The sequence below is a fragment of the Lysobacter sp. 5GHs7-4 genome, from assembly GCF_021284765.1.
GTDB lineage: Bacteria > Pseudomonadota > Gammaproteobacteria > Xanthomonadales > Xanthomonadaceae > Lysobacter.
Map to the genome: position 1 here is coordinate 4,674,262 of NZ_CP089924.1, position 23,617 is coordinate 4,697,878.

18 protein-coding genes are annotated in these 23,617 nt (G+C 69.6%); 7 read left to right on the top strand and 11 right to left on the bottom strand.

Features of this window, described 5'->3' with window-relative positions:
* Positions 1 to 62: 62 nt before the first annotated feature.
* The 4 genes from LVB77_RS21105 to LVB77_RS21120 form a co-directional block, all read right to left on the bottom strand.
* Positions 63 to 1,877 carry an ATP-binding protein gene (locus LVB77_RS21105; protein ID WP_232908156.1) on the bottom strand — a complete coding sequence of 605 codons (1,815 nt, stop codon included), beginning with the start codon at positions 1,875 to 1,877 and terminating at the stop codon, positions 63 to 65.
* A gap of 41 nt (positions 1,878 to 1,918) precedes the next feature.
* A complete protein-coding gene (locus LVB77_RS21110) occupies positions 1,919 to 2,593 on the bottom strand; it encodes a response regulator transcription factor (RefSeq protein ID WP_232908157.1) in 675 nt (224 codons plus the stop codon).
* Positions 2,594 to 2,687: 94 nt separating this feature from the next.
* Positions 2,688 to 4,409 carry a VanW family protein gene (locus LVB77_RS21115; RefSeq protein WP_232908158.1) on the bottom strand — a complete coding sequence of 574 codons (1,722 nt, stop codon included), beginning with the start codon at positions 4,407 to 4,409 and terminating at the stop codon, positions 2,688 to 2,690.
* A 79-nt stretch (positions 4,410 to 4,488) separates the two neighbouring features.
* Positions 4,489 to 5,268 carry an NYN domain-containing protein gene (locus tag LVB77_RS21120; RefSeq protein ID WP_232908159.1) on the bottom strand — a complete coding sequence of 260 codons (780 nt, stop codon included), beginning with the start codon at positions 5,266 to 5,268 and terminating at the stop codon, positions 4,489 to 4,491.
* A gap of 150 nt (positions 5,269 to 5,418) precedes the next feature.
* Between LVB77_RS21120 and tal the strand changes: the two genes are divergently transcribed.
* Together tal and LVB77_RS21130 are read left to right on the top strand one after the other, a co-directional pair.
* Positions 5,419 to 6,372, top strand: coding sequence for a transaldolase (gene tal / locus LVB77_RS21125; RefSeq protein ID WP_232908160.1), 954 nt, complete (start codon positions 5,419 to 5,421; stop codon positions 6,370 to 6,372).
* 10 nt (positions 6,373 to 6,382) lie between these two features.
* Positions 6,383 to 7,645, top strand: coding sequence for an NAD(P)/FAD-dependent oxidoreductase (locus LVB77_RS21130; RefSeq protein ID WP_232908161.1), 1,263 nt, complete (start codon positions 6,383 to 6,385; stop codon positions 7,643 to 7,645).
* A 423-nt stretch (positions 7,646 to 8,068) separates the two neighbouring features.
* Here the strand turns inward: LVB77_RS21130 and rpoH are convergent, their stop codons facing one another.
* The gene (gene rpoH / locus LVB77_RS21135; RefSeq protein WP_232908162.1) at positions 8,069 to 8,947 is read right to left on the bottom strand and encodes an RNA polymerase sigma factor RpoH; all 879 of its coding nucleotides are present in this window, start codon (positions 8,945 to 8,947) and stop codon (positions 8,069 to 8,071) included.
* Positions 8,948 to 9,317: 370 nt separating this feature from the next.
* On the opposite strand from rpoH, the gene LVB77_RS21140 reads away from it, so the two are divergent.
* The 3 genes from LVB77_RS21140 to LVB77_RS21150 all read left to right on the top strand — a co-directional run bounded on the left by LVB77_RS21140 (position 9,318) and on the right by LVB77_RS21150 (position 11,640).
* Entirely contained in the window at positions 9,318 to 9,887 is a 570-nt protein-coding gene (locus tag LVB77_RS21140) for a TetR/AcrR family transcriptional regulator (RefSeq protein WP_232908163.1), read from the top strand.
* Positions 9,888 to 9,981: 94 nt separating this feature from the next.
* Positions 9,982 to 10,845 carry an SDR family NAD(P)-dependent oxidoreductase gene (locus tag LVB77_RS21145; protein WP_232908164.1) on the top strand — a complete coding sequence of 288 codons (864 nt, stop codon included), beginning with the start codon at positions 9,982 to 9,984 and terminating at the stop codon, positions 10,843 to 10,845.
* Between the two features lie 114 nt (positions 10,846 to 10,959).
* The gene (locus tag LVB77_RS21150; RefSeq protein WP_232908165.1) at positions 10,960 to 11,640 is read left to right on the top strand and encodes an NAD(P)H-binding protein; all 681 of its coding nucleotides are present in this window, start codon (positions 10,960 to 10,962) and stop codon (positions 11,638 to 11,640) included.
* An 87-nt stretch (positions 11,641 to 11,727) separates the two neighbouring features.
* Here the strand turns inward: LVB77_RS21150 and LVB77_RS21155 are convergent, their stop codons facing one another.
* The 4 genes from LVB77_RS21155 to LVB77_RS21170 form a co-directional block, all read right to left on the bottom strand.
* Positions 11,728 to 16,863 (bottom strand): non-ribosomal peptide synthetase, encoded by a 5,136-nt coding sequence (locus tag LVB77_RS21155; protein WP_232908166.1) that lies wholly within the window; start codon positions 16,861 to 16,863, stop codon positions 11,728 to 11,730.
* Between the two features lie 262 nt (positions 16,864 to 17,125).
* Positions 17,126 to 17,560 (bottom strand): EamA family transporter, encoded by a 435-nt coding sequence (locus LVB77_RS21160; RefSeq protein WP_232908167.1) that lies wholly within the window; start codon positions 17,558 to 17,560, stop codon positions 17,126 to 17,128.
* A 64-nt stretch (positions 17,561 to 17,624) separates the two neighbouring features.
* A complete protein-coding gene (locus LVB77_RS21165) occupies positions 17,625 to 19,298 on the bottom strand; it encodes a phosphoethanolamine--lipid A transferase (protein WP_232908168.1) in 1,674 nt (557 codons plus the stop codon).
* The gene (locus LVB77_RS21170) at positions 19,295 to 20,140 is read right to left on the bottom strand and encodes a phosphatase PAP2 family protein (RefSeq protein ID WP_232908169.1); all 846 of its coding nucleotides are present in this window, start codon (positions 20,138 to 20,140) and stop codon (positions 19,295 to 19,297) included. The genes LVB77_RS21165 and LVB77_RS21170 overlap by 4 nt, the downstream gene beginning before the upstream one ends.
* 292 nt (positions 20,141 to 20,432) lie before the next feature.
* Between LVB77_RS21170 and LVB77_RS21175 the strand changes: the two genes are divergently transcribed.
* Both LVB77_RS21175 and LVB77_RS21180 read left to right on the top strand, forming a co-directional pair.
* Positions 20,433 to 21,140, top strand: a complete 708-nt coding sequence (locus LVB77_RS21175; protein ID WP_232908170.1) for a response regulator transcription factor — start codon at positions 20,433 to 20,435, stop codon at positions 21,138 to 21,140.
* Positions 21,130 to 22,422, top strand: coding sequence for a HAMP domain-containing sensor histidine kinase (locus LVB77_RS21180; protein WP_232908171.1), 1,293 nt, complete (start codon positions 21,130 to 21,132; stop codon positions 22,420 to 22,422). The genes LVB77_RS21175 and LVB77_RS21180 overlap by 11 nt, the downstream gene beginning before the upstream one ends.
* A 3-nt stretch (positions 22,423 to 22,425) precedes the next feature.
* Here the strand turns inward: LVB77_RS21180 and LVB77_RS21185 are convergent, their stop codons facing one another.
* Positions 22,426 to 22,830: a DUF3037 domain-containing protein gene (locus LVB77_RS21185; protein ID WP_232908172.1), complete on the bottom strand. Its 405-nt coding sequence runs from the start codon at positions 22,828 to 22,830 to the stop codon at positions 22,426 to 22,428.
* Positions 22,808 to 23,584 carry a HipA family kinase gene (locus tag LVB77_RS21190; protein WP_232908173.1) on the bottom strand — a complete coding sequence of 259 codons (777 nt, stop codon included), beginning with the start codon at positions 23,582 to 23,584 and terminating at the stop codon, positions 22,808 to 22,810. Before LVB77_RS21190 ends, LVB77_RS21185 begins: the two co-directional genes overlap by 23 nt.
* Between the last annotated feature and the right edge of the window lie 33 nt (positions 23,585 to 23,617).

The window sequence follows — 23,617 nt, forward strand, 5'->3', positions numbered from 1 at the left end:
GAAAAAGGGGGATTGAGGGGGATTTGCTCTTGCTCGCACGGCGCTTGCGACGCAAGCGCCTCTCACACCGACAGCGGAAACTCCACGAACAGCCCCGTGCCCTGCGGCCCGGACTCGACCCGCAATTCCCCACCCAAACGCTGCGCGCGCAAGCGCATGCTGGCCAGGCCCGCGCCGCCGCCGACATCGCCCGATACCGCCGCCATGCCCTCGCCGTCGTCGTCCACCCGCAAGTGCAGGCGCTCGTCCACACGCGCGATGCGCACGTCCACGCGGCGCGCGCGGCTGTGCTTGAACACGTTGGTCAGCGCCTCCTGCAACAGACGCAGCAAATCCAGGCTGCGCGCGCTGTCCAGCGCAACGCCGTCCAGTCCCTGCAACTGCCAGCGGCTGTCGATGTCGGCCGTCTCCAGCAAGCGCCCCAGCCGGTGCCGCAACGGCGCCAGCTGCGCGGCCAGGTCGGCGTGTTCGCGCGCGGTGCTGTCGATCACCAGGCGTAGGTCGTCGCGCAGTTCCTTCAAGGTCGCCACCACCGCCGCCTTGGACGTGTCGCCGGGCGCCCGCTCCAACTGCGCGATCGTCGCCACCAGGGTGCCGCCGAAACCGTCGTGCAGATCGCGCACCAGCTGCAGGCGCTCGCCGGCGCGGCTGTGCGCCAGCTCCAGCGCGTGCTGGCGCGAGAGGGTCGCGGCGAGTTCTGAGGTCGCGTGCTCGACTTCGCGCTTAAGCTCCAGGTTGAAGCCTTCCACGCGCCGCATCGCGGCAACGAACCGGTACGACAGCACGAAGCCGATCCCGATCAGGGTCAGCACCGACGTCAGGCTGAGCCAGTACGTCGTGCCGCCGGCCCAGCCGAAGAACACGGCGAAGTCGCGGAACGAGACCAGCACCGGCAGCAACAGACACGCCGCCAACACCAGCGTATCGGCACGGCGAATGCGCCAGGCCTGGATCAGGAACCAGCCGATGCCGATGTAGTAGATCAGGCCGCCGAGCGCGAACCAGAGGTTGCGCTGATGGCCCATCCAGACCGGCGCCAGCGCGGCCGTCAACAGCGCGGCCGCCGCCAACGCCGCCAGCACGCGCTCCAGGCGCGGATAGCGCCGCTCGCAGTAACGCAGCAGGAACAGCACGTAGCAGACGCCGGCGGTCACATAGAACGCGGCGTTGAACGCCTGCCAGGCATCGGTGCTTCGCAGCGGCCAGATTTCGGTGGCGATGTGGTTGTAGCCGTACAACGAACCGATCAGCTCGGTCAGCGCGAACCAGCCGTAGACGCTGTCCTTGCGCCGCAGCAGCCACATCAGCAGGAACACGCCGCCCAACACCACCGCCATGGCCAGATTGATCAGCTTGATGTCGTAGCGCACGAAGCGCTCGCTGCGGTAGCGCTGTTGCAGCGCCTGCGGATCGCCCACCCGCACCGGTCCGGCGCCGGGCAGGTAGTCCGACAGTCCCGACACGCGCAGCCATACGCTGTTGTCGCCGGCGCGCAGCAGCGACGGCGGCAGCAGCACGTAGTGCGGCGCGTTCCAGGTGCGCGACAGCGGTTCGACCAGTTGCGGATCGCGCGCCACCGCCTCGCCGTTGACGTAGATCGCGCCGCTCAGGCTCATGTAATCGGCCAGCAGCGCGGTCGGCCGGCGCGGATCGTCCTGATGCCAGTGCAGCCGATACCAGACCACGCCGTCGTGGCCGGGCCAGCGCTTGTTCCACACGTCCAGCAGGGTCACCGGCGTCCAGCCCGCGGCAGGCGGCACGGCGGCGTTCCAGTCCGAGCGCGCCGCCTCGGCGCGGTCGAGCAGCACGACGCCGGGTTCGGCCGGCGGTGCGGCCTGCGCCAGCCCGGAGCAGGCGAGCAAGGCCAGCAGCCACAACGCCCACAGCGGCCGCAGCGCCGCGCCGGACCGACGCGGGCTCAGTTGAGCAGCCCCAGCGCGCGCGCCTCGAACACGGCCGCCGTGCGCGAGCCCACGGCGAGCTTGCGGTAGATGTTCTTGGTATGGCATTCGATGGTGAGCTTGGACAAGGCCACCAACTCGGCGATTTCGCGGTTGCTGAAGCCTTGCGCGACCAGGCGCAGGATCTCGCGCTCGCGTTCGGACAACTGCGCCGCGGGCTCGGGCTCGCGCGCCGGCAACGGCGCCGGCGCGGCCGGCACCAAGGCCAGGATGCGGCGCGCGATCAGCGGATCGATCGGCGCGCCGCCGCGCTGCAGGCTCTGCAAGGACAGGCGCAACTCGTCGTCGTCGCGATCCTTGAGCAGATAACCGATCGCGCCGGCCCGTACCGCCGCCAGGATGGTGTCTTCCTCGGCATAGGCCGATACGATCACCGACGCGACGCGCGGCAACCGCGCCGTCATCCAGGCGATCAGCTCGATGCCGCTGCCGTCGGGCAGTTGCACGTCCACCAGCGCCAGGTCGTACGGCGCGCGCTGCAATTGCGCGCGCGCCGCGGCCAGATCGGCGACGGCATCGATGCGCGCCTGCGGCCCCGCCAGCGCGCGCATCAGGTCGAGCATGCGCGCACGCGCGGCGGCCTCGTCCTCGACGATCAGCACCGTGCTCAGATCGATGGGTTGCGGCTGCATGCTCTCTCGCGCGCAAGCGGACGGAAAGGTGGCGGCAGTGTAGCCGCTGCCCGACGCGGCGGCGACGCGGACGCGCCGACCCCGGGCGCAGCGTTCAACGCCGTGGCAGCACCGACAGCAGCGCCTCGCGCAGCGCATCGACGTCGCCGGCGCCGACCTCGCGCCAGCCGCCGCGAGTCGGATCCAGCCCGCAGGCCGCGCTGGCGATCACCGGCACGCCGCTGGCGATCGCGGCCAGCAAGGCGCGCGGCTGATGCTCGACCCAGGCCGGCAGCGCCACCGCATCGGCCTCCGCCAGGCCCTGGCGATAGGACGCGACGCGGCGCAGAGTCGCGCGGCCGGAATTCAAGCCGCGCTCGCTGTCGCCGGGCGGCAGCAGGATCTCGACGTCTTGGTCGCCCAGCGCTTCCAGCATTTCGAGGATGCCCTTGCGCGCCAACGGCGAGGCGGGGAAAAACACCCGCCCCCGCTCGCCCGCGGCCACGCGCGCCTGCGCCGGCAAGGCCTCCGGCAGCTGCCACTCCAGCCGGCGTGCGCGCGCGCCGGCCAGGGCGAGGATCTGCGCATGCGGACTCCACCAGGCTTCTGCCGCGAGCAGCCCGTTCCACTCCGCCTCGATCAGGCCGGGGTCGGCGCGGAAATCGCGCAGCGACAGCACCTGCGGATGGCGTTGCGAGGCACGGTCCAGCTGCGCCTGCAAGGCGCGCATCGGCAGCGCGCTCATCATCACCGCGTAGCGGCGTCCGGCCAGCTCGCCCTCGCGCCACAGGAACGGCAGCAGGCTTTGCGGCAGCACCAGATCCAGATCGTTCGGCCGCAACTGCCGCGCCAGATCGCGCGCGTGCGCGCGCAGCTGCGCCAGCCGCACCTGCGGCAGGGCGTGGCCGCGCCAGCGCCCATACCGCCAGGCCAGCGACTGCGCCACGCGGCGCAGCGGCGCCTGCGCGGGGAAACGGCGACCGCCCGGGCCGAACACCCGATCTTCGTCGCGGCGCTCAGCTTGCAGCGCGGCACGGAACTCGGGCCACGCATCCTCCATCCACCACAGCCGCCGCAGGACCTGCGTGCTGGGACCGGTGTGGCGATGGCATTCGTGCTGCTCGCAGCTGCCGCAATCGTTGCTGGCCTCCGGCGGCCGCCGCGGCGACACCGCCAGCGGCCAGTTCGACGGCGCCTGGCTGCGATGGCCGCGGATGCGCAGCCACAGGCGCTGCGCGTCCATCGTCGCTTCCAGGCGCCAGGCGAACGGCGCGCGCAGGCGCAGATCCAGGTAATTCCAGAACACCGTCGCGTCGCGGTCCTGCTCGGCCAGCGAACCCGGCAGTACGCGCGAATGGCGATGGCGTTCGGTCACTTCCAGGCCGGCGCGCACCGCGCCGTCGTAGAGCGCATTGCTGAGCTGGCACAAGCCGCCGCCCACGGCGGGAATCACGCAGCCCTCGCGCAGCTCGCGGCCGACCGCATAGCCGCGTCCGCGCGTCGCGCGCCCGATCTGCTTCCAGAACCCGAAGCTCGCGCCGGCCGCCACCTCGATTCCGTGCAGGCGCTTCAAGGCCTGGCGCAGGTTCTGCAACTTGCCGGCGACCAGCAGCGGATCGACTTCGTCCTGCGGCCACAGCGGGCTTTCGAACTCGGCCAGCACCGGCGCCTCGCGCAGCGCCTGCGCACGCGCATGCCGGCGCGGGCGCGCGGGATCGAAAGCGTCGCGCAGCCAGCGCAGACCGCGCAGGCCCCAGGCCTTGCACGCGAACACCAACGCCTGCCGCCGCGACGGCAAGGGCGCCACGCGCGCGATGGCGATCGTCGCAGTGTTCATCCGGTTCCGTCCCCTGTCGCAACGCGCCGCCGCCGATCGGCCGGCGCCCCCATCCTATGCGTTCGCGCGGCCGCCCGCGCTAGCCCTTGGCGGCCTTGCCGCCGCCGCTTTTGCCGCCGGCCTTGCCCTTGGGCTGATCGCGGATCCACACGATCTGGTTGTCGCGCCGCACCTCGAACAAGCCGGTGGCCTCGATCAGATCGCTGAGCTTGCGATAACCGTAGTTGCGCGAATCGAACGAGGCCTGGTTGCCGATCTGATGGCCGACCGCGCCCAGGTGCGACCAGCCGTCGTCGCCGCTGACCGCATCGACCGCGCTGCGCAACATCAGCACCAACTTGGTGTCGCCGCGCAGATCCTTGGCGCTGCGCTGCGGCGTGGTCGCGCGCTCCTCCGCGGGCACGTCGGCACTGGCCGGTTGGCCCAAGGCTTCGACATAGGTGAACTTGGAGCAGGCGTTGACGAAAGGCTCCGGCGTTTTCTTCTCGCCGAAGCCATAGACCTTGACGCCGTCGGTGAGCAGGCGCATCACCAGCGGGGTGAAATCGGCGTCGCTGGACACGATCGCGAAGCCGTCGAGGTTGCGCGCGTACAGCAGGTCCATGGCGTCGATCACCATCGCCATGTCGGACGCGTTCTTGCCCTTGCTGTAGGCGAACTGCTGGATCGGCCGGATCGCGTACTCGTGCAACACCGCCTCCCAGCTCTTGAGGCTGGCGCTTTTCCAGTTGCCGTAGGCGCGGCGCACGTTGGCTACGCCGTAGCGCGCGACCTCGGTCAGGATCACGTCGATCTTGGCCGCCGGCGCGTTGTCGGCGTCGATCAGCAGCGCGATGCGTTTTTCTTCGTTGGCGGCCATGCGCGCGCTCCCGGGCCGCGGCCGGCCCTGTCGGCGCCAGCCTAGCGCAACCGTCTGCGCGGCGCGTGTCAGAAGATAGGCCGGCTTCATCACCCGCCCGTCGCGATCGGCGAGAATGGCGTCGAATCCAACGACGAAGACGACCCTGCCATGACCAGCCAACTCGAACGACTGCGGGCCCTGTCCGCGGTGGTCGCCGACACCGGCGACATCGAGGCGATCGCGCGCTTCCGCCCGCTCGACGCCACCACCAATCCCTCGTTGCTGCTGAAGGCGGCCGCGTTGCCGGCCTACGCGCCGCTGATCGACGCCGCGCTCGAGCGAACCCGATGGGCGAGCACCCAGGACCGCGTCGCCGACGCCAGCGACCGTCTGGCCGTGGCGATCGGCGCGCAGATCCTCAAGCTGATCCCCGGCCGGGTCTCGACCGAGGTCGACGCGCGCCTGAGCTTCGACACCGAGGCCACCCTGGCCAAGGCGCGCCGCCTGGTGCAGCTGTACGCCGAGGCCGGCATCGGCCGCGACCGCCTGCTGATCAAGATCGCCGCGACCTGGGAAGGCATCCGCGCCGCCCAACAGCTCGAGCGCGAAGGCATCCACTGCAATCTGACCCTGCTGTTCTCCTTCGCCCAGGCCGTCGCCTGCGCCGAGGCCGAAGTGTTCCTGATCTCGCCCTTCGTCGGCCGCATCCTCGACTGGCACCTGGCCAACGGCATGAGCCCGCCGGCCACGCCGCAGGACGATCCGGGCGTGCAGTCGGTGACGCAGATCTGGCGCTACTACAAGGCCTTCGGCTACAAGACGGTGGTCATGGGCGCGAGCTTCCGCAACGTCGGCCAGGTGCTGGCGCTGGCCGGCTGCGACCGCCTGACGATCTCGCCGGACCTGCTGGGCGCATTGGAATCCAGCCAGGGCGAGGTCGCGCCGGCGCTGATCGACGACGGCGAGCGCTACGAAGCGCCGCGCCCGATGAGCGAGGCCGAGTTCCGCTGGCTGCACAACCAGGACGCGATGGCGACCGACAAGCTCGCCGACGGCATCCGCCGCTTCGCCGCCGACCAGCACACCCTGGAAGACCTGCTGCGCGAACGGCTGGACGGCTGAGGGCGCGCGCATGACACACGAACCTCCACGAGTACCGCACGTCGTCGTCGTCGGCGGCGGTTTCGGCGGTCTGTGGGCGACGCGCGCCCTGGCCTCGGCCGACGTGCGCATCACCCTGATCGATCGCCGCAACCACCATCTGTTCCAGCCCCTGCTATACCAGGTCGCCACCGCCGGCCTGTCCTCTCCTGACATCGCCGCACCGCTCCGCCACATCCTGCGCGACCAGCGCAACGTCGAGGTGCGGCTGGGCGAAGTGGTCGGACTGGACGCCGACGCGCGCGAAGTCGAACTCGCCGACGGCGAACGCATCGGCTACGACCAGCTGTTGCTGGCCAGCGGCGCCACCCACGCCTACTTCGGCCACGACGACTGGGCGCCGGATGCGCCGGGGCTGAAGACCCTGGACGACGCCCTGCACATCCGCCGCCGCCTGCTGCTCGCGTTCGAACGCGCCGAGGCCGCGCAGGACGAGGCCGAACGCGCGGCCTGGCTCAGCTTCGCCGTGGTCGGCGGCGGCCCCACCGGCGTCGAACTGGCCGGCACCCTGGCCGAGATCGCACGCAAGACCCTGCGCCGCGAGTTCCGCCACATCGATCCGGCCCAAGCCAAGGTGCGCTTGATCGAAGCCGGCCCGCGTGTGCTGTCGAGTTTTCCCGAGGAACTGTCGGAGAAGGCCCGCAAGCAACTGCAGAAGCTCGGCGTGGAAGTGGTCACCGGCACGCCGGTCAACGCGATCGACGAGCGCGGCTACACCCTGGGCACGACCTTCGTGCCCGCGCGCACCGTGGTCTGGGCCGCGGGCGTGGCCGCGTCCAAGCTGGGCGCGTTGCTGGATGCGCCGCGCGACCGCGCCGGCCGCGTGCAGGTGCTGCCCGACCTCAGCGTGCCCGGCCATCCGGAGATCTTCATCGCCGGCGACCTGGCCAGCGTGCAGCAGGACGGCAAGCCCGTGCCCGGCGTGGCGCCCGCGGCCAAGCAGATGGGCGCGCACGTCGCGCGTGCGATCCGCGACCGCCTCCAGGGCCGCGCCACCGCGCCGTTCCGCTACAAGGACTACGGCAACCTAGCCACCATCGGCCGCATGGCCGCGGTGGTCGACGTGCACGGCTTCAAGCTGTCCGGCCTGCTCGCCTGGTGGTTCTGGCTGGCCGCGCACGTGTTCTTCCTGATCGGCTTCCGCAACCGCGTGATCGTGCTGATCAACTGGGCCTGGGCGTACTGGAGCTACCAGCGCCACGCGCGCATCATCCTCGGCGATCGCGAGGACTAGCGCGGCGCGCGATGGCGGGCGCATTCGGTGCTCGCCATCGCGGCGTCTTCGTGCGCCCGATCGCGTGCGCGACGTTAGCGCCATGCGCTGCCGCGCATGCCCCGCAACCCCCTTACCCGTCATTCCGGCGAAAGCCGGAACCCATTTTGACGTTCCGCAACGCCACGGCGCGTGGCGTCAGCCGGAGCAAGATCAAGATGGGTTCCGGCTTTCGCCGGAATGACGGCATTGCGAATGACGGCGTTGCGAGTAACGTCACCGCGAATGACGGCATTGGGAGTGACGGCGCTGCGAACGATGGAGTTGCGGACGGCGACTCAGGCGCGCAGCGACGAAACCCATACAACAGCAGAAAACCCCGACCCACAACGCGAATGGCCCGGTTTCCCGGGCCATTCGATGCTTGCAGCTTGCGCGTGCGGATCAGGCCGCGAACAGCGCCCGCATCTTCTTCAGCGCGTTGGCTTCGATCTGGCGGATGCGCTCGGCGCTGACGCCGTACTCGTCGGCCAGCTCCTGCAGCGTGATCTTGCTGTCGGCGTCCAGCCAGCGGCGCTTGACGATATCGCGCGAGCGCTCGTCCAGACCCGACAGGCCTTCGCGCAGCAGGGCGAGCTGGTTGTCTTCCTCGTCCTCGCGCTCGTAGCTCTGCGACGGGTCTTCGTCGTGCGCGCGCAGGTACGCGGCCGGCGACGGCGGCGCGTGGTCGTCGTCCTCGTCGGACGGCGCGTCGAAACCGACGTCGCGTCCGGACAGGCGCGATTCCATCTCCAGCACTTCGCGCTCGGAGACATTGAGATCCTTGGCGACCTGGCTGACTTCCTCGGCGTTCATCCAACCCAGGCGCTTCTTGCTCTTGCGCAGGTTGAAGAACAGCTTGCGCTGCGCCTTGGTGGTCGCGACCTTGACGATGCGCCAGTTCTTGAGAATGAACTCGTGCATCTCGGCGCGGATCCAGTGCACCGCGAACGAAACCAGGCGCACGCCCTGCTCCGGGTCGAAGCGCTTCACGGCCTTCATCAGGCCGATGTTGCCTTCCTGGATCAGGTCGCCGATCTGCAGGCCGTAACCGTTATAGCCACGGGCGACGTGCACCACGAAACGCAGGTGCGAATGCACCAGCTCGCGGGCGGCGTCGAGGTCTTCTTCGTCGCGGAAGCGGCGCGCCAGGGTCTGCTCGTCCTCGACGGTGAGCACCGGGATGCGGTGCACCGCGCCGATGTACGCGTCCAGCGAACCGAGCGCGCTGGGCACAGGCAGGTTGTTGGCGACTAGGGCGTTGGAGAGAGTGATCTGGGTCATGGCAGCCATCTTAGCAGTCGGGGTCTAAGACTGCTAAAGACCCCGGAAGTTCCGCAGTGTTGCGTGGATAGAACGAATCCAGACCCCGCGCCGGTATCGACCGGGCCTTGGACACTCGCCCCAACTATGAAAAATTAACTATAAAAATCAGCTGCTTATCAAATCACACCTGGGGTATCCGAAGGGTGAACACCGCCGCGGGCACGGCGAGGTACGTGAACGGGCCCTATAGCGAGCTGGGGCCGGCCGGCACGGGCACAAGCCCCCTCTTTCGGCAGGGGTAGGCGGTCGCGCCGTTGGTCGGTCCGGTCTTGCGTCGGGCCATCATCGCCCAATATGATTGAGTACGCACTCAATTACATGCCGCGCCATGGCCCGCCCCAAGAGCGAAGACAAACGCAACGCCATCCTCGCCGCCGCCATCCAGGCGATCGCCGAGCAGGGCGCGAGCGCGCCGACGTCGAAGATCGCCCAGCGCGCGGGCGTGGCCGAGGGCACCTTGTTCACCTACTTCAGCACCAAGGACGAGCTGTTCAACCAGCTGTATCTGGAGATCAAGACCGAACTGCACGGCATCATGCTGGCCACCTATCCGCGCGAGGCGGCGTTGAAGGAGCGCATGCGCCATGCGTTCTGCAACTACGTCGGCTGGGGCGTGCGCCATCCGGCCAAGCGCAAGGCGATCGCGCAACTGGGCGCCAGCGAACGCGTGACCGAGCAGACCCGCGCCGAGGCGGCGCAGCTGTTCGCGCAGCTCGGCGCGCTGCTGCAGGAAAGCACCGCGGAAGGCACGCTGCGCGGCCTGCCGCAGCCGTTCGTGTCCGCGATCATGGCGGCCCTGGCCGACACCACCATGGAATTCGCCGCGCGCGAACCGGAACACGCGCAGCGCTACATCGATTCGGGTTTCGAAGCGTTCTGGAACGCCACCTCGCACTGATCGGCGCCGACGCGCCGTGTTTATTTGTCCGATTTAATGAGTGATTAAGCACTCAAATACGTTTTTCTCCCCTACTCCCATCAGGTACCCGCTCATGTCCTCTCAAGTCTGGTTGGTCACCGGCAGTTCCCGCGGCCTTGGCCGCCATATCGTCGAAGCCGCGCTCGCCGCCGGCGAACGCGTGGTCGCGACCGCACGCGATCCCGACACCCTCGCCGACCTGGTCGCGCGCTACCCCGGGCAGGTCCGCGCGTTCGCGCTCGACGTCACCGACGCCAAGGCCGCGCGCTCCGCGGTGCAGGCCGCGATCGACGCCTACGGCCGCCTCGACGTGCTGGTCAACAACGCCGGCTACGGTCAGTTGGCGCCGTTCGAGCAAACCGACGAAGCCGCCTTCCGCGCCCAGATCGACACCAACTTCTACGGCGTGGTCCACCTGACCCGCGCCGCCCTGCCGGTGATGCGCTCGCAACGCGGCGGCCGCATCCTGCAGATCTCCTCGGTCGGCGGCCGCATGGGAGCGCCCGGCCTCACCGCCTACCAGGCCGCGAAGTGGGCGGTCGGCGGTTTCAGCGAAGCGTTGAGTCACGAAGTCGCGCCGCTGGGCATCCGCATCAGCGTGCTCGAACCCGGCGGCATGCGCACCGGCTGGGGCGAAATCGCCGGCCGCGACCTGCCCGAAATCTGGCCCGACTACCGTCCCTCGGTCGGCGCCCTGGCGGACTTGCTGGCGCAGTACGTCGGCAACGAGAACGGCGACCCGGCCAAGGTCGCGCTGGCGGTGCTCACCGTCGCGCGCGCCGAAGACCCGCCGCTGCATCTGCTGCTGGGCAGCGACGCGCTGCACTTCGTCGACGCCGCCGAATCCGCGCGTGCGGCGCAGGCGCGGCATTGGCGCGAGCTCAGCGTGTCGATCGACCATGGCGCGCCGGCGATCCCCTCGCTGCCGCAAGCCTGAGGACGCGGCCATGACCTCGATCCCGCACCCTCCGACTGCGCCGCGAGACCGCCGCGCGGCGATCGCCCAAATAACCGGCACGCAATGGCGTCGGCATGACCCCGGAGCCTGCGCATGAACGTGTTGATCTTCGGCGCCACCGGCATGGTCGGCCAGGGCGTGCTGCGCGAATGCCTGCTGGCCGCCGACGTCGCGCGCGTGCGCACCGTCGGACGCAACGCGACCGGGCTGAGCGATCCCAAACTCGAGGACATCGTTCACGCCGACTTGAACGACTACCGCGCCATCGAACACCGGCTGCGCGACATCGACGCCTGCTTCTTCTGTCTGGGCGTGTCCTCGGCCGGCATGAACGAGGCCGACTACAGCCGCATCACCTACGACTACACCCTGGCCGCCGCGCAAACCCTGGCGCGGCTGAATCCGCGCATGAGCTTCGTCTACGTGTCCGGCGCCAGCACCGACAGCAGCGAGCGCGGCCGCAGCATGTGGGCGCGGGTCAAGGGCCGGACCGAGAACGCGCTGCAGCGGCTGCCGTTCAAGGCGGTGTATCTGTTCCGTCCGGGCGTGATCCAACCGCTGCACGGCGCGGTGTCGAGCACGCGTTCGTATCGTTGGTTCTACGCCTTGACCAAACCGCTGCTGTCGCCGCTGCGGGCCCTGTTTCCGAATCGGATCCTGAGCACCGAGGGCATCGGTCTGGCGATGCTGGAGGCCGCGCGTCACGGCGCGCCCAAAGCGGTGCTGGAATCGCGCGACATCAACGCCCTGGCGGCGGCGCGCCCGCATGGCTAGGCGCTCGCCGCCGACGCGCCGACGGCGCACGCGCGGTCCGGGTTGGCGCGACCAGCCGTGGACCGGCGCGAGCTTGGCGCGACCGACCTAGGGATCCCGCGCGGCGCGACCGATGCGCAGCAGCGTCGTGCGCAGCCGGCGCCAACCACGCTCCAGCATTCCGCCCAGCGAGCGCATCGTTGGCGGCCGCGAATTCGCGGCCACCTGCTTGGCCAGGACATGCAGGCTGCCGGTTGCGAGCTGAAGCATGGTGATCCTGGCGCCGGTCAGGGCTTCGATTCGTGCGACGGCCCGCATCGCCAACAAGGAATGGCCGCCCAGTTCGAAGAAGTTGTCGTGGCGTCCGACCCGCACCACACCGATCAGCTCCTTCCAGATGTCGGCGATCGCCTGTTCGATGTCGCCGCAGGGCGGCTCGAAGTCCGAACCGGCTTGCGCGGCGTCGGGCGCCGGCAGGGCGGCGCGGTCCAGCTTGCCGTTGGGCGCCAGCGGCAGGCTCGGCAGAAACTGGATGTGGCTGGGCACCATGTACTCGGGGAGCGCCGCGCGCAGGTGCGCGCGCAGCGCGTTCGCGTCGGGCGCGTCCGCCGTCGCGACCACGTAGGCGACCAGGCGCGCATCCCCCGAGGCTTCATTGCGCACCACCACGACCGAATGCGCGACCTGCGGATGGGCGAGCAGGCGGGCTTCGATCTCTCCTGGCTCGATGCGGTGTCCGCGCAACTTCACTTGAAAGTCCAGCCGCCCCAGATGCTCGAGCAAGCCGTCGGCGCACCAGCGCCCGCGATCCCCGGTTCGATACAGGCGCGCATCGGGCCGGTCGTCGAAGGGATCCCCGACGAAACGTTGCGCGGTCAGCTCGGGGCGGTCGTGATAGCCCAGGCTGAGCCCGGCGCCGCCGATGTAGATCTCGCCCGCCACGTCGAGCGGGCAAGGGCGCAGGTGGGCGTCGAGCACATGGATGCTGGTATTGGCGATGGGACCGCCGATCGATATGGCGCGGTCGGCGCCGACCCGCCAGCACGTCGACCAGACCGTGGTCTCGGTGGGGCCATAGAGGTTCCACGTTTCTCCGCTGCGCGCGAGCAGCTGTTTGGACAGATCCTCGGCCAAGGCCTCGCCACCGACCAGAGCCTTGAAGTGGGCGCCCCCCTGCCAGCCGGCCTCGACCAGCATGCGCCAGGTCGCCGGCGTGGCCTGCATGACGGTCGCCTGGCTGGATTCCAATAGGCCGCGCAACGCGACGCCGTCCAACGCCACCTCACGGCTGGCGATGACCGCCTCCGCGCCGACGCACAAGGGCAGCAGCAACTCCAGGGCGGCGATGTCGAAACTCAGGGTCGTTACCGCCATCAGCCGGTCGGACGCGGCCAGTCCGGGCACGGACGCCATGCTGGCCAGAAAGTTCTCCAGCGCCCGATGCGGCACGACCACTCCCTTGGGCGTTCCTGTCGAACCGGAGGTGTAGATCACATAAGCCGGATCTTCCTCGCGCGCATCGCGTTGCGGATCCGCAGCCCACGCGATGTCGGTTCCGTCGTCCGCCTCCGCGAGCACGTCGGCGAGCAGCAAGATGCGCTCCGGAGGCACGATCGTCCCCCAGCGTCCCGAGACGCCCACGATCAGGTCCAATGCCGCGTCGCCGGCCATATAGGCCAGACGCGAGCACGGATACTCGGGATCGAGCGGCACGTAGGCGCCGCCCGCCCGCAGGATCGCCAGCAGCGTCACCACCATCCCCGTGCCGCGCGGCAGACACACGCCGACCCGGGAGCCGCGCGCCACCCCGCGCGCGCGCAACACGCGCGCCACCCGTTCCACGCGAGTGCAGAGCGCTCGATAGCTCAAGCGCTCGTCGCCGAAGCGCAGCGCCGGTGCGTCGGGATGCCGGCTCATCTGCGCAGCCACTTGGTCCACTACGCGACCGGCCCGCCCCTGCGGGCGAGCGGTCGCATTGCAATCGACTACGAGCCGCCGATATTCATCGCCAGGCAGCACGTCGAGCGTGGCGATGTCGTCGTCGCCGCCGGCTTCCAAGGCCGACACCAGCGCCGCGATCGCGGCGGACGCATACGCAGCGATACGCGCCGGATCGGCCCCGGCGATGCACTGAGCGGTGATGGCGAAGCCGTCGCTGGACTGGTCTATCGTCAGGGAAATCGGATAGTTGGTGCGCTCCTCGTCGGACAGCAGGGTCAGGCCGAACAGGTCCGGATTGCGGGGCACGCCGCTGCCTGGCTCGAAGCGCCCACGGGCGCTGTGCCGGTAGTTGAGCAAGGAGTTGAACAGCGGCGAGTGCGGCGGCACGGCACTGCAGGATTTCGCCAGCACCAGCGGCGCGTGCTCGTGTTCCACCAGTTCCGCCAACTGCGCATGCACCGTCGCGACGGTCCGGCGCACGCTGCGTTGCGCCAGCTTGACGCGCAGCGGCAGCGTGTTCATCAACAGACCCACGCATCCGCTGGTCTCGTCGCCCGTGGCCAGGCGGCCGGACAGCACGGTACCGAAGACGACGTCGTCGGTGCCGGCGCAACGCGCGAGCACCATCGCCCAAGCCACATGGAACAGCACCGCCGCGCTGACGCCCGCCGCGCGTGCCGCTGCGGTCAGCCGCGCGTACATCGCCGGGTCCAACCGGATCCGGCTTTCCGACGCCTGATGGCCATCGTTGCGGACATCGACCAACCCAAACGGAGTCGTGGGTTCGGACAGGTCGCCGAGCTCGCGCTCGAAATAGGCTTTCGCGTCGCCCTGGTCGCGGGACAGGATCTGGCCGACGAAGGTACGGTACGGCACCGGCGCGGGCAGGCTTTCCGCCGCGCCCGCCAGGATCGCCGCGACCTCATCCCATAGCAGCTCTTCGGAGACGCGGTCGTTGACGATGTGGTGCGACAGCAAGGCCAGAGTGGAACCGTCGCCGTTCTCGTCGTCCACCATGACCGCGGAGAACAGCGGCGCTTCGTTGAGCGCCATGCGTCGCGTCAGCGGATCGGTCCGCGCCAGCAGGCGCGCGCGGCCGTGGCGCCTGCCGCGAAGCCGGACCACCGGCAGTCGCGCGTGGCGCAACACCACCTGCACCGGCTGCGACAGGCCACGCCAGAATATCGCCGTGCGAAACGCATCGTGGCGGTCGATGACCTGTTGAAGCGCGGCAAGGAATCGCGTCGCGCGCTCGCCGGAGTCGAAGGCGAACACGCTTCGCGATAGGTAGGCATCGCCCTGTTGCTGCAGACGGTGATGAAACAGCATCCCCTCCTGCAGCGGCAGCAGTGGATAGATGTTCTGGACGTTGCCCGCCCCGCCCGGAACCTCGGCTGCGATCCGCGCCAGTTCCTGCGCATCGAGATCGAGTAGCGGAAACATCCCGGGATCAAGCACGGCGGCGTCTTCGGGCACGCGCGACGCAGGCAAGGCAGCTACGGTTGGCGGCTGCGCGGCGGCCATCGCCGCGCACAGGCCCGCCAGCGTGGGGTGGGCGAACACCATGCGGGCATCCACCGTCCAACCGCGCTGGCGCAGCCGGTGCAGCATCGCCACCAGCAGCAGCGAATCGCCGCCGAGTTCGAAGAAGTGGTCGTCGCGGCCAGGCTGCTCCAGACCCAGCAACGACTGCCAGATTCCGGCGACCTCCCGCTCTAGCTCGCCGCGCGGCGCCTCGAAGGCTTGCTGGGCGAGCGATTCGCGCGAGGGCGCCGGCAGTCGCGCGCGATCGATCTTGCCGCTGGTCAGCATCGGCAGCTGCGGCAGCAGCACGAAGGCGGAGGGCAGCATGTGTCCGGGCAATCGCTGCCGCAGCGCTTCGCGTAGCGCGTCGGTCTTCAGATCCGCGCCCGACGCATAGGCGACAAGCCGCGGCTCGCCCGGCGCATCCTCGCGCAACACCACCGCGCCGGCCTCGACCCCGTCGATCGCCGCCAGCGCCGACTCCACCTCGCTCAGCTCGACCCGATAGCCGCGCACCTTCACCTGCGTATCGGTGCGCCCGATGAAATCGAGATTGCCGTCCTCGTGCTGGCGCACCCGGTCGCCGGTGCGGAACATGCGCGTTCCGGGGCGCGAGGGATGATCGATGAAGCGCTCGGCCGTCAGCCAGGGCTGGTTGCGGTAGCCGCGGGCCACGCCCGCACCGCCTATGTGCAACTCGCCCACCACGCCCGGCGGCACATGGCGATGTTCCGCATCGAGCACTTCGCACCAGACGTTGCAGATCGGCCGACCGATCGGCACCGGCGCATCGCAGTCCGGTTCGGGGGGGACTTCGTAATGCGTCGCGTCGATGGTGGTTTCGGTGGGCCCGTAGAAATTTCCCAGCCGCACGCCCGGCGCGATCTCGTGCAGCCGACGCGCCAGTTCCGCGGTCAGCGCTTCGCCGCCGCAGGCCACATAGCGCAAACGGGCCGGGACCAGCGAGGGTTCGCAGAGCAGGCCACGCAGGAACGAGGGCACGCAGTTCAACAAGCTCACTTGCTGGCGTTCGATCAAGGCCGCCAGATACGGCATGTCCAACTGCCGCTCGGGATGGGCCAGCACCAACGCGGCGCCGCCCTGCAAGGGTGCGAAGAATTCCACCAGGGTGGCGTCGAAGCTGATCGAATTGCACTGCAGGATGCGGTCGTCGGGCACGATGGCGACGGCGTCCCGCAACCATGCCGCATGGTTGGCCAGCCCTCCATGCAGCAACTCCACGCCCTTTGGCCGGCCGGTCGAGCCGGAGGTATAGATGACGTACGCGAGTTGCTCGGCTGCGACCGCGGTGTCGAGATCGGTCGCCGCCAATTCCGCCAGCGCGTCCCACGCCGTATCGATGCATACGCATTCGACGCGATGGCCGATGCCGGGCAGCCGCTCCCGCAGCCACGACTGGGTCAGGACCACGGGCGCGGCGGTGTCGGCGAGCATGAACGCCAACCGCTCCTCCGGATACGCGGGATCCAGCGGTACGAACGCGCCGCCCGCCTTCAGTACCGCCAGCAACGCCACGGGCAGGTCCAGCGAGCGCTCCATCAGAACGCCGACGCAGACCTCCTCCCCGACGCCCAGCGCACGCAGATGCCGCGCCAGGCGATTGGCGCGGCGGTTGAGTTCGGCGTAGTCCAGCGACTGTTCGCCGCAGAGCGCGGCGACCGAGTGGGGCGAGTTCGCAGCCCAGCGCTCGATCGGTCCATGCACAGGATCGAAGCGTGCTGTTTCACACGCAGGCACAACCTGCACTGTCGCCGACATGAGCCCCCGGGCCTCCCTCGTCGCATGCCGGGATAGTCAGGACGATGGCGATCCGCCTGCGGCAAGGCCTGCGAGATCGGCCACGCTCCAGCACCCGAGACGGCGACTCATACCCTCAAACGAGGGCCCTTGGGGAATCCGGTCAGGCGGGGAACCGCGTCTGTGGGCCTGGTCGGTCCAGCCCGTAGGCTGCCTTGGGCCGGGCCGAATTCTCGGCCGTGCCGGAGCGGGCGCGGCCCTTGGTGTCGCCGGGATTCCTGCGCTAGCGCCGGAATCCCAATACCAGCACGCCGGCGCCGACCATCGCGATGCCCAGCCACTCGCGCGGACTGGGCCGCTCGCCCAGGAACACGAACGCGAACACCGCCACCAGCACCAAGCTGAGCTTGTCGACCGGCGCGACCTGCGAGGCCTGGCCGATCTGCAGCGCGCGGAAGTAGCAGACCCAGGACGCGCCGGTCGCCAGGCCCGACAGGATCAGGAAGGTCCAGGTCCTGGCCGGCAATTGCAGCGGATCGCTCCACTTGCCGGCGTAGGCCACGAAAAGACTCAACGCGAGCGCGATCACGCCGGTGCGGATCAGGGTGGCGAAATCGGAATCGACGCCGCGCAATCCGATCTTGGCGAAGATCGCAGTGAGCGCGGCGAACACCGCCGAGCCCAAGGCCCAAAACAACCAGGTCGGTGCGGTGTTCATGCGCGGTCTCGCTCTCTGCGGTCCGGCCCCGATTCTGCACCCGCCGCGGGATCGGCGCAGCGCTTCAGCCGGGCCGGCCGCAGCGGCCGAACAGATCGCGCTTGGGGTCGTAGACCGAGCTGCTGACCTGCATCAGCCCCAGCACCGAATGGAACAGGTTGTCGTGGCTGGCCGGCTGCGCGGCCTCGCGCCGCAGGCAGGCGGTGTCGATGCCGCGGCTGGCGGCGAAGCCGGGCGACAGCCACATCACCATCGGCACCCGCAGTTGGGTCTGGGGCGCGATCGCGTACGGCACGCCGTGCAGGAACAGGCCGTTCTCGCCCAGCGACTCGCCATGGTCGGACAGGTAGATCATCGCGGTGTCGCGGCCGCTCTGCTGCGCCAGCAGGCGGATCGTGCGGGCCAGGAAATCGTCGGTGGCCAGCACCGCGTTGTCGTAGGCGTTGACGATTTCGGGGAGGCTGCACTGTCCCAGATCGGAGGTCTCGCAGGCGGGCGTGTAACGCTTAAGCGAAGGCGGATAGCGCTTGTAGTAGGCCGGGCCGTGGTTGCCCAGCTGATGCAGCACCACCACCGTATCGCCGGGCCGCTTGGCCAGCTCCGCGTCCAATCCTTGCAGCATCACCTCGTCGCGGCAGCCCTGCGCATCGCAGTACGGCGCCTGGCTGGCGTGTTCGAACGACTCGAACGACAGGCCGTCGCAGACGCCCTTGCAGCCGGTCTGGTTGTCGCGCCACAAGGTCTTCAGACCGGCGTGCTCGAGCACGTGCAGCAGCGATTGCGAATGCTTGATCCGGTCCTTGTCGTACTGCCCGCGTCCCCAGGGCGAAAACATGCACGGCACCGAGATTTCGGTGGCCGAGCCGCAGGCGCGCATGTCGGGGAAGTTGATCGGCCCGATTCGGGCCAGCTCCGGCGTGGTCTGGCGCGCGTAGCCGTTCAAGCCCCAGTTCTGCGCGCGCACGGTTTCGCCGACCACGATCACCAGCAGGCGCGGCTTGGCGCCCGCGGGCCGGCCGACGACCTTGGCGTCCTGGCCGATCGGCTCGCGCGCACGATGCTTGCCGGCCTGATCCTCCAAGCCGACCCGCGCCAGCGACATCACATAGTTGCCGGGCGTGATCAGGTGCCGCAGCTCCTTGTGGTTGCGCATCAGCGAGGACAGGTTCTGGAACGACAGCAGCGCAGCGCCGCAGGCGATCGCGACCGCACCGATTACGCAGGCGACGCGGATCAGTACCGCGCGCTTGAACGGACGCGGCTTCAGGCGCACGCGCCACAGCAGCAGCGAGGGCAGCACGCCGTACAGGAACAGCGAGGGCAATAGGCGCCACGAGATCAGCTCGCCCGACTCCTTGCCGTCGGTGTGCAGGATGTTGCGGATCATGTCGGTGTCCAGATACACCGTGTACTCGCCCATGTAGCGCACCGCCATCGCGGTGGTCAGCAGCAGCACCGCCAGCACCGGCTTGGCGATCGGGCGGTACAGCACCAGGCACAGCAGCAGCATGTTGAGCGCGGCGATCATCGCCAGCAGGCTGAAGCCGGTCAGCCATCCGCTGGGGCCCTGCAGCGCGCCGGTCCTGGCCACCGCGGCGAAGAACGAGCCGTTGCAGAACACGGTGAAGAACGCGCTGGCCAGCAGCGCCAGCGTTTCCACGCTCAGCTCGGGCCGATAGCCTAGCAGCGCGACCGTGCGGTCCTGGGTGGCGGCCTGCGGCCGCGCGATCGCGCTCATGCGGCGCTGCGCCCGTTGGCGGCCGCGTGCGTCGGCGCGATCGGCGCGGTCCGATGCGCTTCGTGCGCGGCGGATTCGCGCCGGAAGAACGCACGGTACAGGCCCAGCGCGCTCATCCAGCAGATCGCCGCCGTCCACAGGTCGTGCGAGAGGAAGTGCGCGCCGCGCAGCTGCTGCGCGATGCCGAACAACAGGCCGGCCGCGATGCCGATCGCCAGGCCCAGCCAACGCAGGCGCGGTCGCACCGCGAGGAAGAAGAAATACAGGGCCATCCACGCGTATCCGGCGCTGGCATGGCCGGCCGGGAAGCACACGCCGCGCGACAGGCCGACCGGACGCAGACCGAGCAGGCCGATGTAGGCGCGGTCGCCGCCGTAGCGCAGCAAGTCCCAAGGGCAGTCCATGTTCGACCAGGACTTCACCCAGGCCACCAGCGCGGTGCCCAGCAGGGTCGACAGCACCAGATAGGCCAGCGGCTTGCGCCACGGCGCCAGGTCGGCGCGCAGACGCGCCACACCCCACATCGCCGCCACGACCAGCCACGCCACGGTGCTGAGATCGCGGCCGCCGATATGAATCAGGGTCTGAGTCAGGAAGGCATCCTTCAAGGCCCAGCGATGGCCTTGCCAGGCGTACAGACGGTCGGCGATCCAGACGTCGCCCTGCAGCAGCATCAGGCCCACCGCCAGCGCCGCGAAGGCGAGCAAGGGCAACCAGAAGTGCGCGTGGTAGAAGCGCTCCTCGCGCGCCGCCGACGGCGCGGCGATGCGATCCAGCCCGGGATGGTGCGCGGGCTGGGGACCGCTCTTCATGCTGTACTTGGGCGCCGCGGGTGATTTCATCGAGGGCGGCCGGCGGACACCGGCGCGTAGTGGAGGCCGCGGCGATGATCGGAGCGCGCGTGTCGGAGAGCGGTCGGAGCGGAATTCGCGCTTCGTTAAACGCGGACGCGGCGGATGCCGGGGCTAAACGGCGGCTGAAGTGCAGGCTGCGAAGCGGCGGCGGCGAGCACCTCGTCGCGGCCACCGGCCAGGGAGTATCGTGCCCACGTTCCGACATCGTTCCGACACGACCGTGCCGACACTGGCCAGTCGGCTGCGATGCGCGGCCCGCGGGCAGGGAGAATCCGGACGTATGCGTGTGCTGGTGGTGGAAGACAACCGGAGCCTGGTCGCGAACCTGTTCGAGTACTTCGAGGCGCGCGGCTACACCCTGGACGCCGCCCCCGATGGCGCCACCGGTCTGCACCTGGCGGTCACCCAACGCTACGACGCGATCGTGCTGGACTGGATGCTGCCGCGCCTGGACGGCCACGGCGTGCTGCGCGGACTGCGCGACGCCGGCAGCGAAGTGCCGGTGCTGATGCTGACCGCACGCGACGAGCTGCCCGACAAGATCGCCGGTTTCCGCGCCGGCGCCGACGACTACCTGACCAAGCCGTTCGCGCTACCGGAACTGGAAGTGCGGCTGGAGGCCCTGGTCGCGCGCGCGAGCGGACGCGGCCGCAGCCGCGTGCTGCAGGTGGCCGACCTGCGCTACGACCTGACCACGCTGGAGGTCAGCCGCGGCGGCCGCGCGCTGCACCTGTACCCGGCCTGCCGCAAGCTGCTGGAAGTGCTGATGCAGTCCAGCCCGGCCGCGGTCACGCGCGAGCGCCTGGAGCACGCGCTGTGGGGCGACAGTCCGCCCGACGGCGACATGCTGCGCTCGCATATCTACGAACTGCGCCGCAGCGTCGACGGCCCCTACCCGGCCAAGCTGATCCAGACCCTGCCGCGGGTCGGCTACCGCCTGGCGGAGGTGACCGCGCCGGACATGATGGAGGGCGCCGATGGCGGCTAAGAGCAGCCTGCGACGGCGCATCCTGCTCGGCCTGCTGGGCTTCACCGCGCTGCTGTCGGTGGCGGTGATCGCGCAGGGCTTCATCGTCAACGAGCACGTCGAGAACCTGGTCTGGCAGACCCTGCTGGAATCCGAGCTCGACCACTTCAGCGAACGCAGCCGCATCGATCCGAACTACCACTGGACCGACACGGCCAGCATCAAGCTCTACGACAGCCAGCAATCGACGCGCATCCCCGACGCTCTGCGCGCGCTGCCGCCCGGCGTGCACGACGACGTAATGGTCGACGGGATCGAGCACGTCGCCCTGGTGCGCGACCTCGACGGCCGCCGGCTGACCCTGTCGCTGGACATCAGCGATCTGGAAACGCGCGAATTCGACATGGCGCTGACCATCGCCGGTTCGGCCATCACCACCTTGCTGCTGCTGTCGCTGCTGATCGCCCTGGGCGTGAACCGGTTGATGCGGCCGCTGAGCACCCTGGCCGAACGCATCGGCGGCTTGCGGCCCGACCAGCCGGGCCAGCGCATCGACGTGCCGCACGCGGCCAGCGCCGAGCTGGTGGTGATCGCCGATGCCGTCAACGACTACCTGCAACGCAACGAACGTTTCGTCGAACGCGAGCGCGCCTTCATCGACAGCGCCAGCCACGAACTGCGCACGCCGATCGCGGTGATCGCCGGCGCGACCGAACTCGCGCTGGGCCAGGCCGACCTGCCCGCGTCGGCGCGCCATCAGCTCGGCCGCATCCGCCGCACCTCGCAGGAAGTCGAACGCCTGATCTCGCTGCTGCTGGCCCTGGCCAAGGATCCGTCGCGCCTGGCCAGCGCCAGCGACCGCGTCGCCCTGGACCAGTTGCTGCCTGAAATCGTCGAAGACCATCGCCAGCTCACCCGCGACAAGGACCTGCGCCTGAGCCTGGCGGCGCTGCCCGCCTGCGAGATCGTCGCGCCGCTGCCGATCGTGCAGGCCGCGATCGGCAACCTGCTGCGCAACGCGATCGAGCACAGCGACCGCGGCGAGATCGTGATACGGCTGCAGGCGCCGGCGACGGTGACCATCGACGACCCCGGCCACGGCATGACGCCGGAGGAGATCAGCGCGATCTACGCACGCGTCGCCCGCGGTGGCGGCGAGCGCGACGGCGGTGGCATCGGCCTGGACCTGATCTCGCGCCTGTGCGAGCACCTGGGCTGGACGCTGAGTTTCGAATCCGACGTCGGCCGCGGCACCCGCACCACCCTGGTGCTGGGCGGTCGCGCAGACGCGCGGACGCGCTGAGCGTCAGCGCGCTTGCGGCGCGATAGGACGCACCATGCGCGCGAGCAGATGATCGAGGATCGCTTCCGGGCGTAGGCAGCGTCCGGTGTGCACCGGCGACATCTGGATGATGGAACTGCGCCGCGCGGTCAGCCAATGGAAGCGCGCGCGCGCCGGCAGTTCGCCGATCGGGCCGGAGCCCGGGCCGCCGCGACAAATGCGCTCGATCGCGGCCAGATGCGCGCGCAGGCTGTCCAGATCCAGGTTCGGGTCCAACGCCAGCACGCGCGCTTCGTAGAGTTCGATGCCGGCCTCCAGCCGCCCGGCGCCCGGGCACGAGACCAGCACGCCGACGTTGACGAACTCGCCGCGCTCGACCCGCGGCACCACGCGCACCACGGCGTAGTCATAGGTAGCGCGATTGGGCACGGACGGCCTCCTCCACGAATCCTGCGCGCTCGACGACCCGGCGCTGCAGATAATCGGCGTAGCCGCGGCGCAAGGCTTCGGCATCGTCGAAGCCCGGCTCGTCGGTCAGCCAGGTGTCCGGCAGCAAACCGACTACGCGTTCGATCAAGGCCGGCGTCAGCAGCGGCGCCAGCTGCGCATCGGCCTCGCGTAGGCGCGTGGCCAGGGGCAGCAGCACATGGTCCTGCACCTGCGCGAACACGCCGGCGCTGGCGCGCTGCGCGCTGGACCAGTCGTGATGGAAATACAGCGCGGCGCCGTGGTCGATCAGGTGCAGGCGGCGGTGCCAGACCAGCAGGTTGGTGTTGCGCGCGGTGCGGTCGACATTGCTCAGGTAGGCGTCGAACCAGACCACGCGCGAGGCCAGGTCCGGATCGGGCTGGTCGACCAGCGGGTCGTAGTTGACCGCGCCGGGCAGGTAATCCAAGGCCAGGTTGAGGCCGGCGCTTTCGCGGATCAGGTGCTGGATCTCGGGATCGGGCTCGGTGCGCGCCAGCTCGGGGTCGAGCTCGGCCAGTACGATCTCCGGCATCGGCAGGCCCAGGGCGCGCGCGAGTTCGCCGCCGATCAACTCGGCGATCAGGGCCTTGCGGCCCTGACCGGCGCCGCGGAACTTCAGCACGTACAGGCCGTCGTCGTCGCCTTCGACCACGGCCGGCAGCGAACCGCCTTCGCGCAGCGGCGTGACATAACGGGTGGCGGCGATGGTTCTCAAGGAGGCGGCGCTACGTTCCGCCGCGCGTGGGCG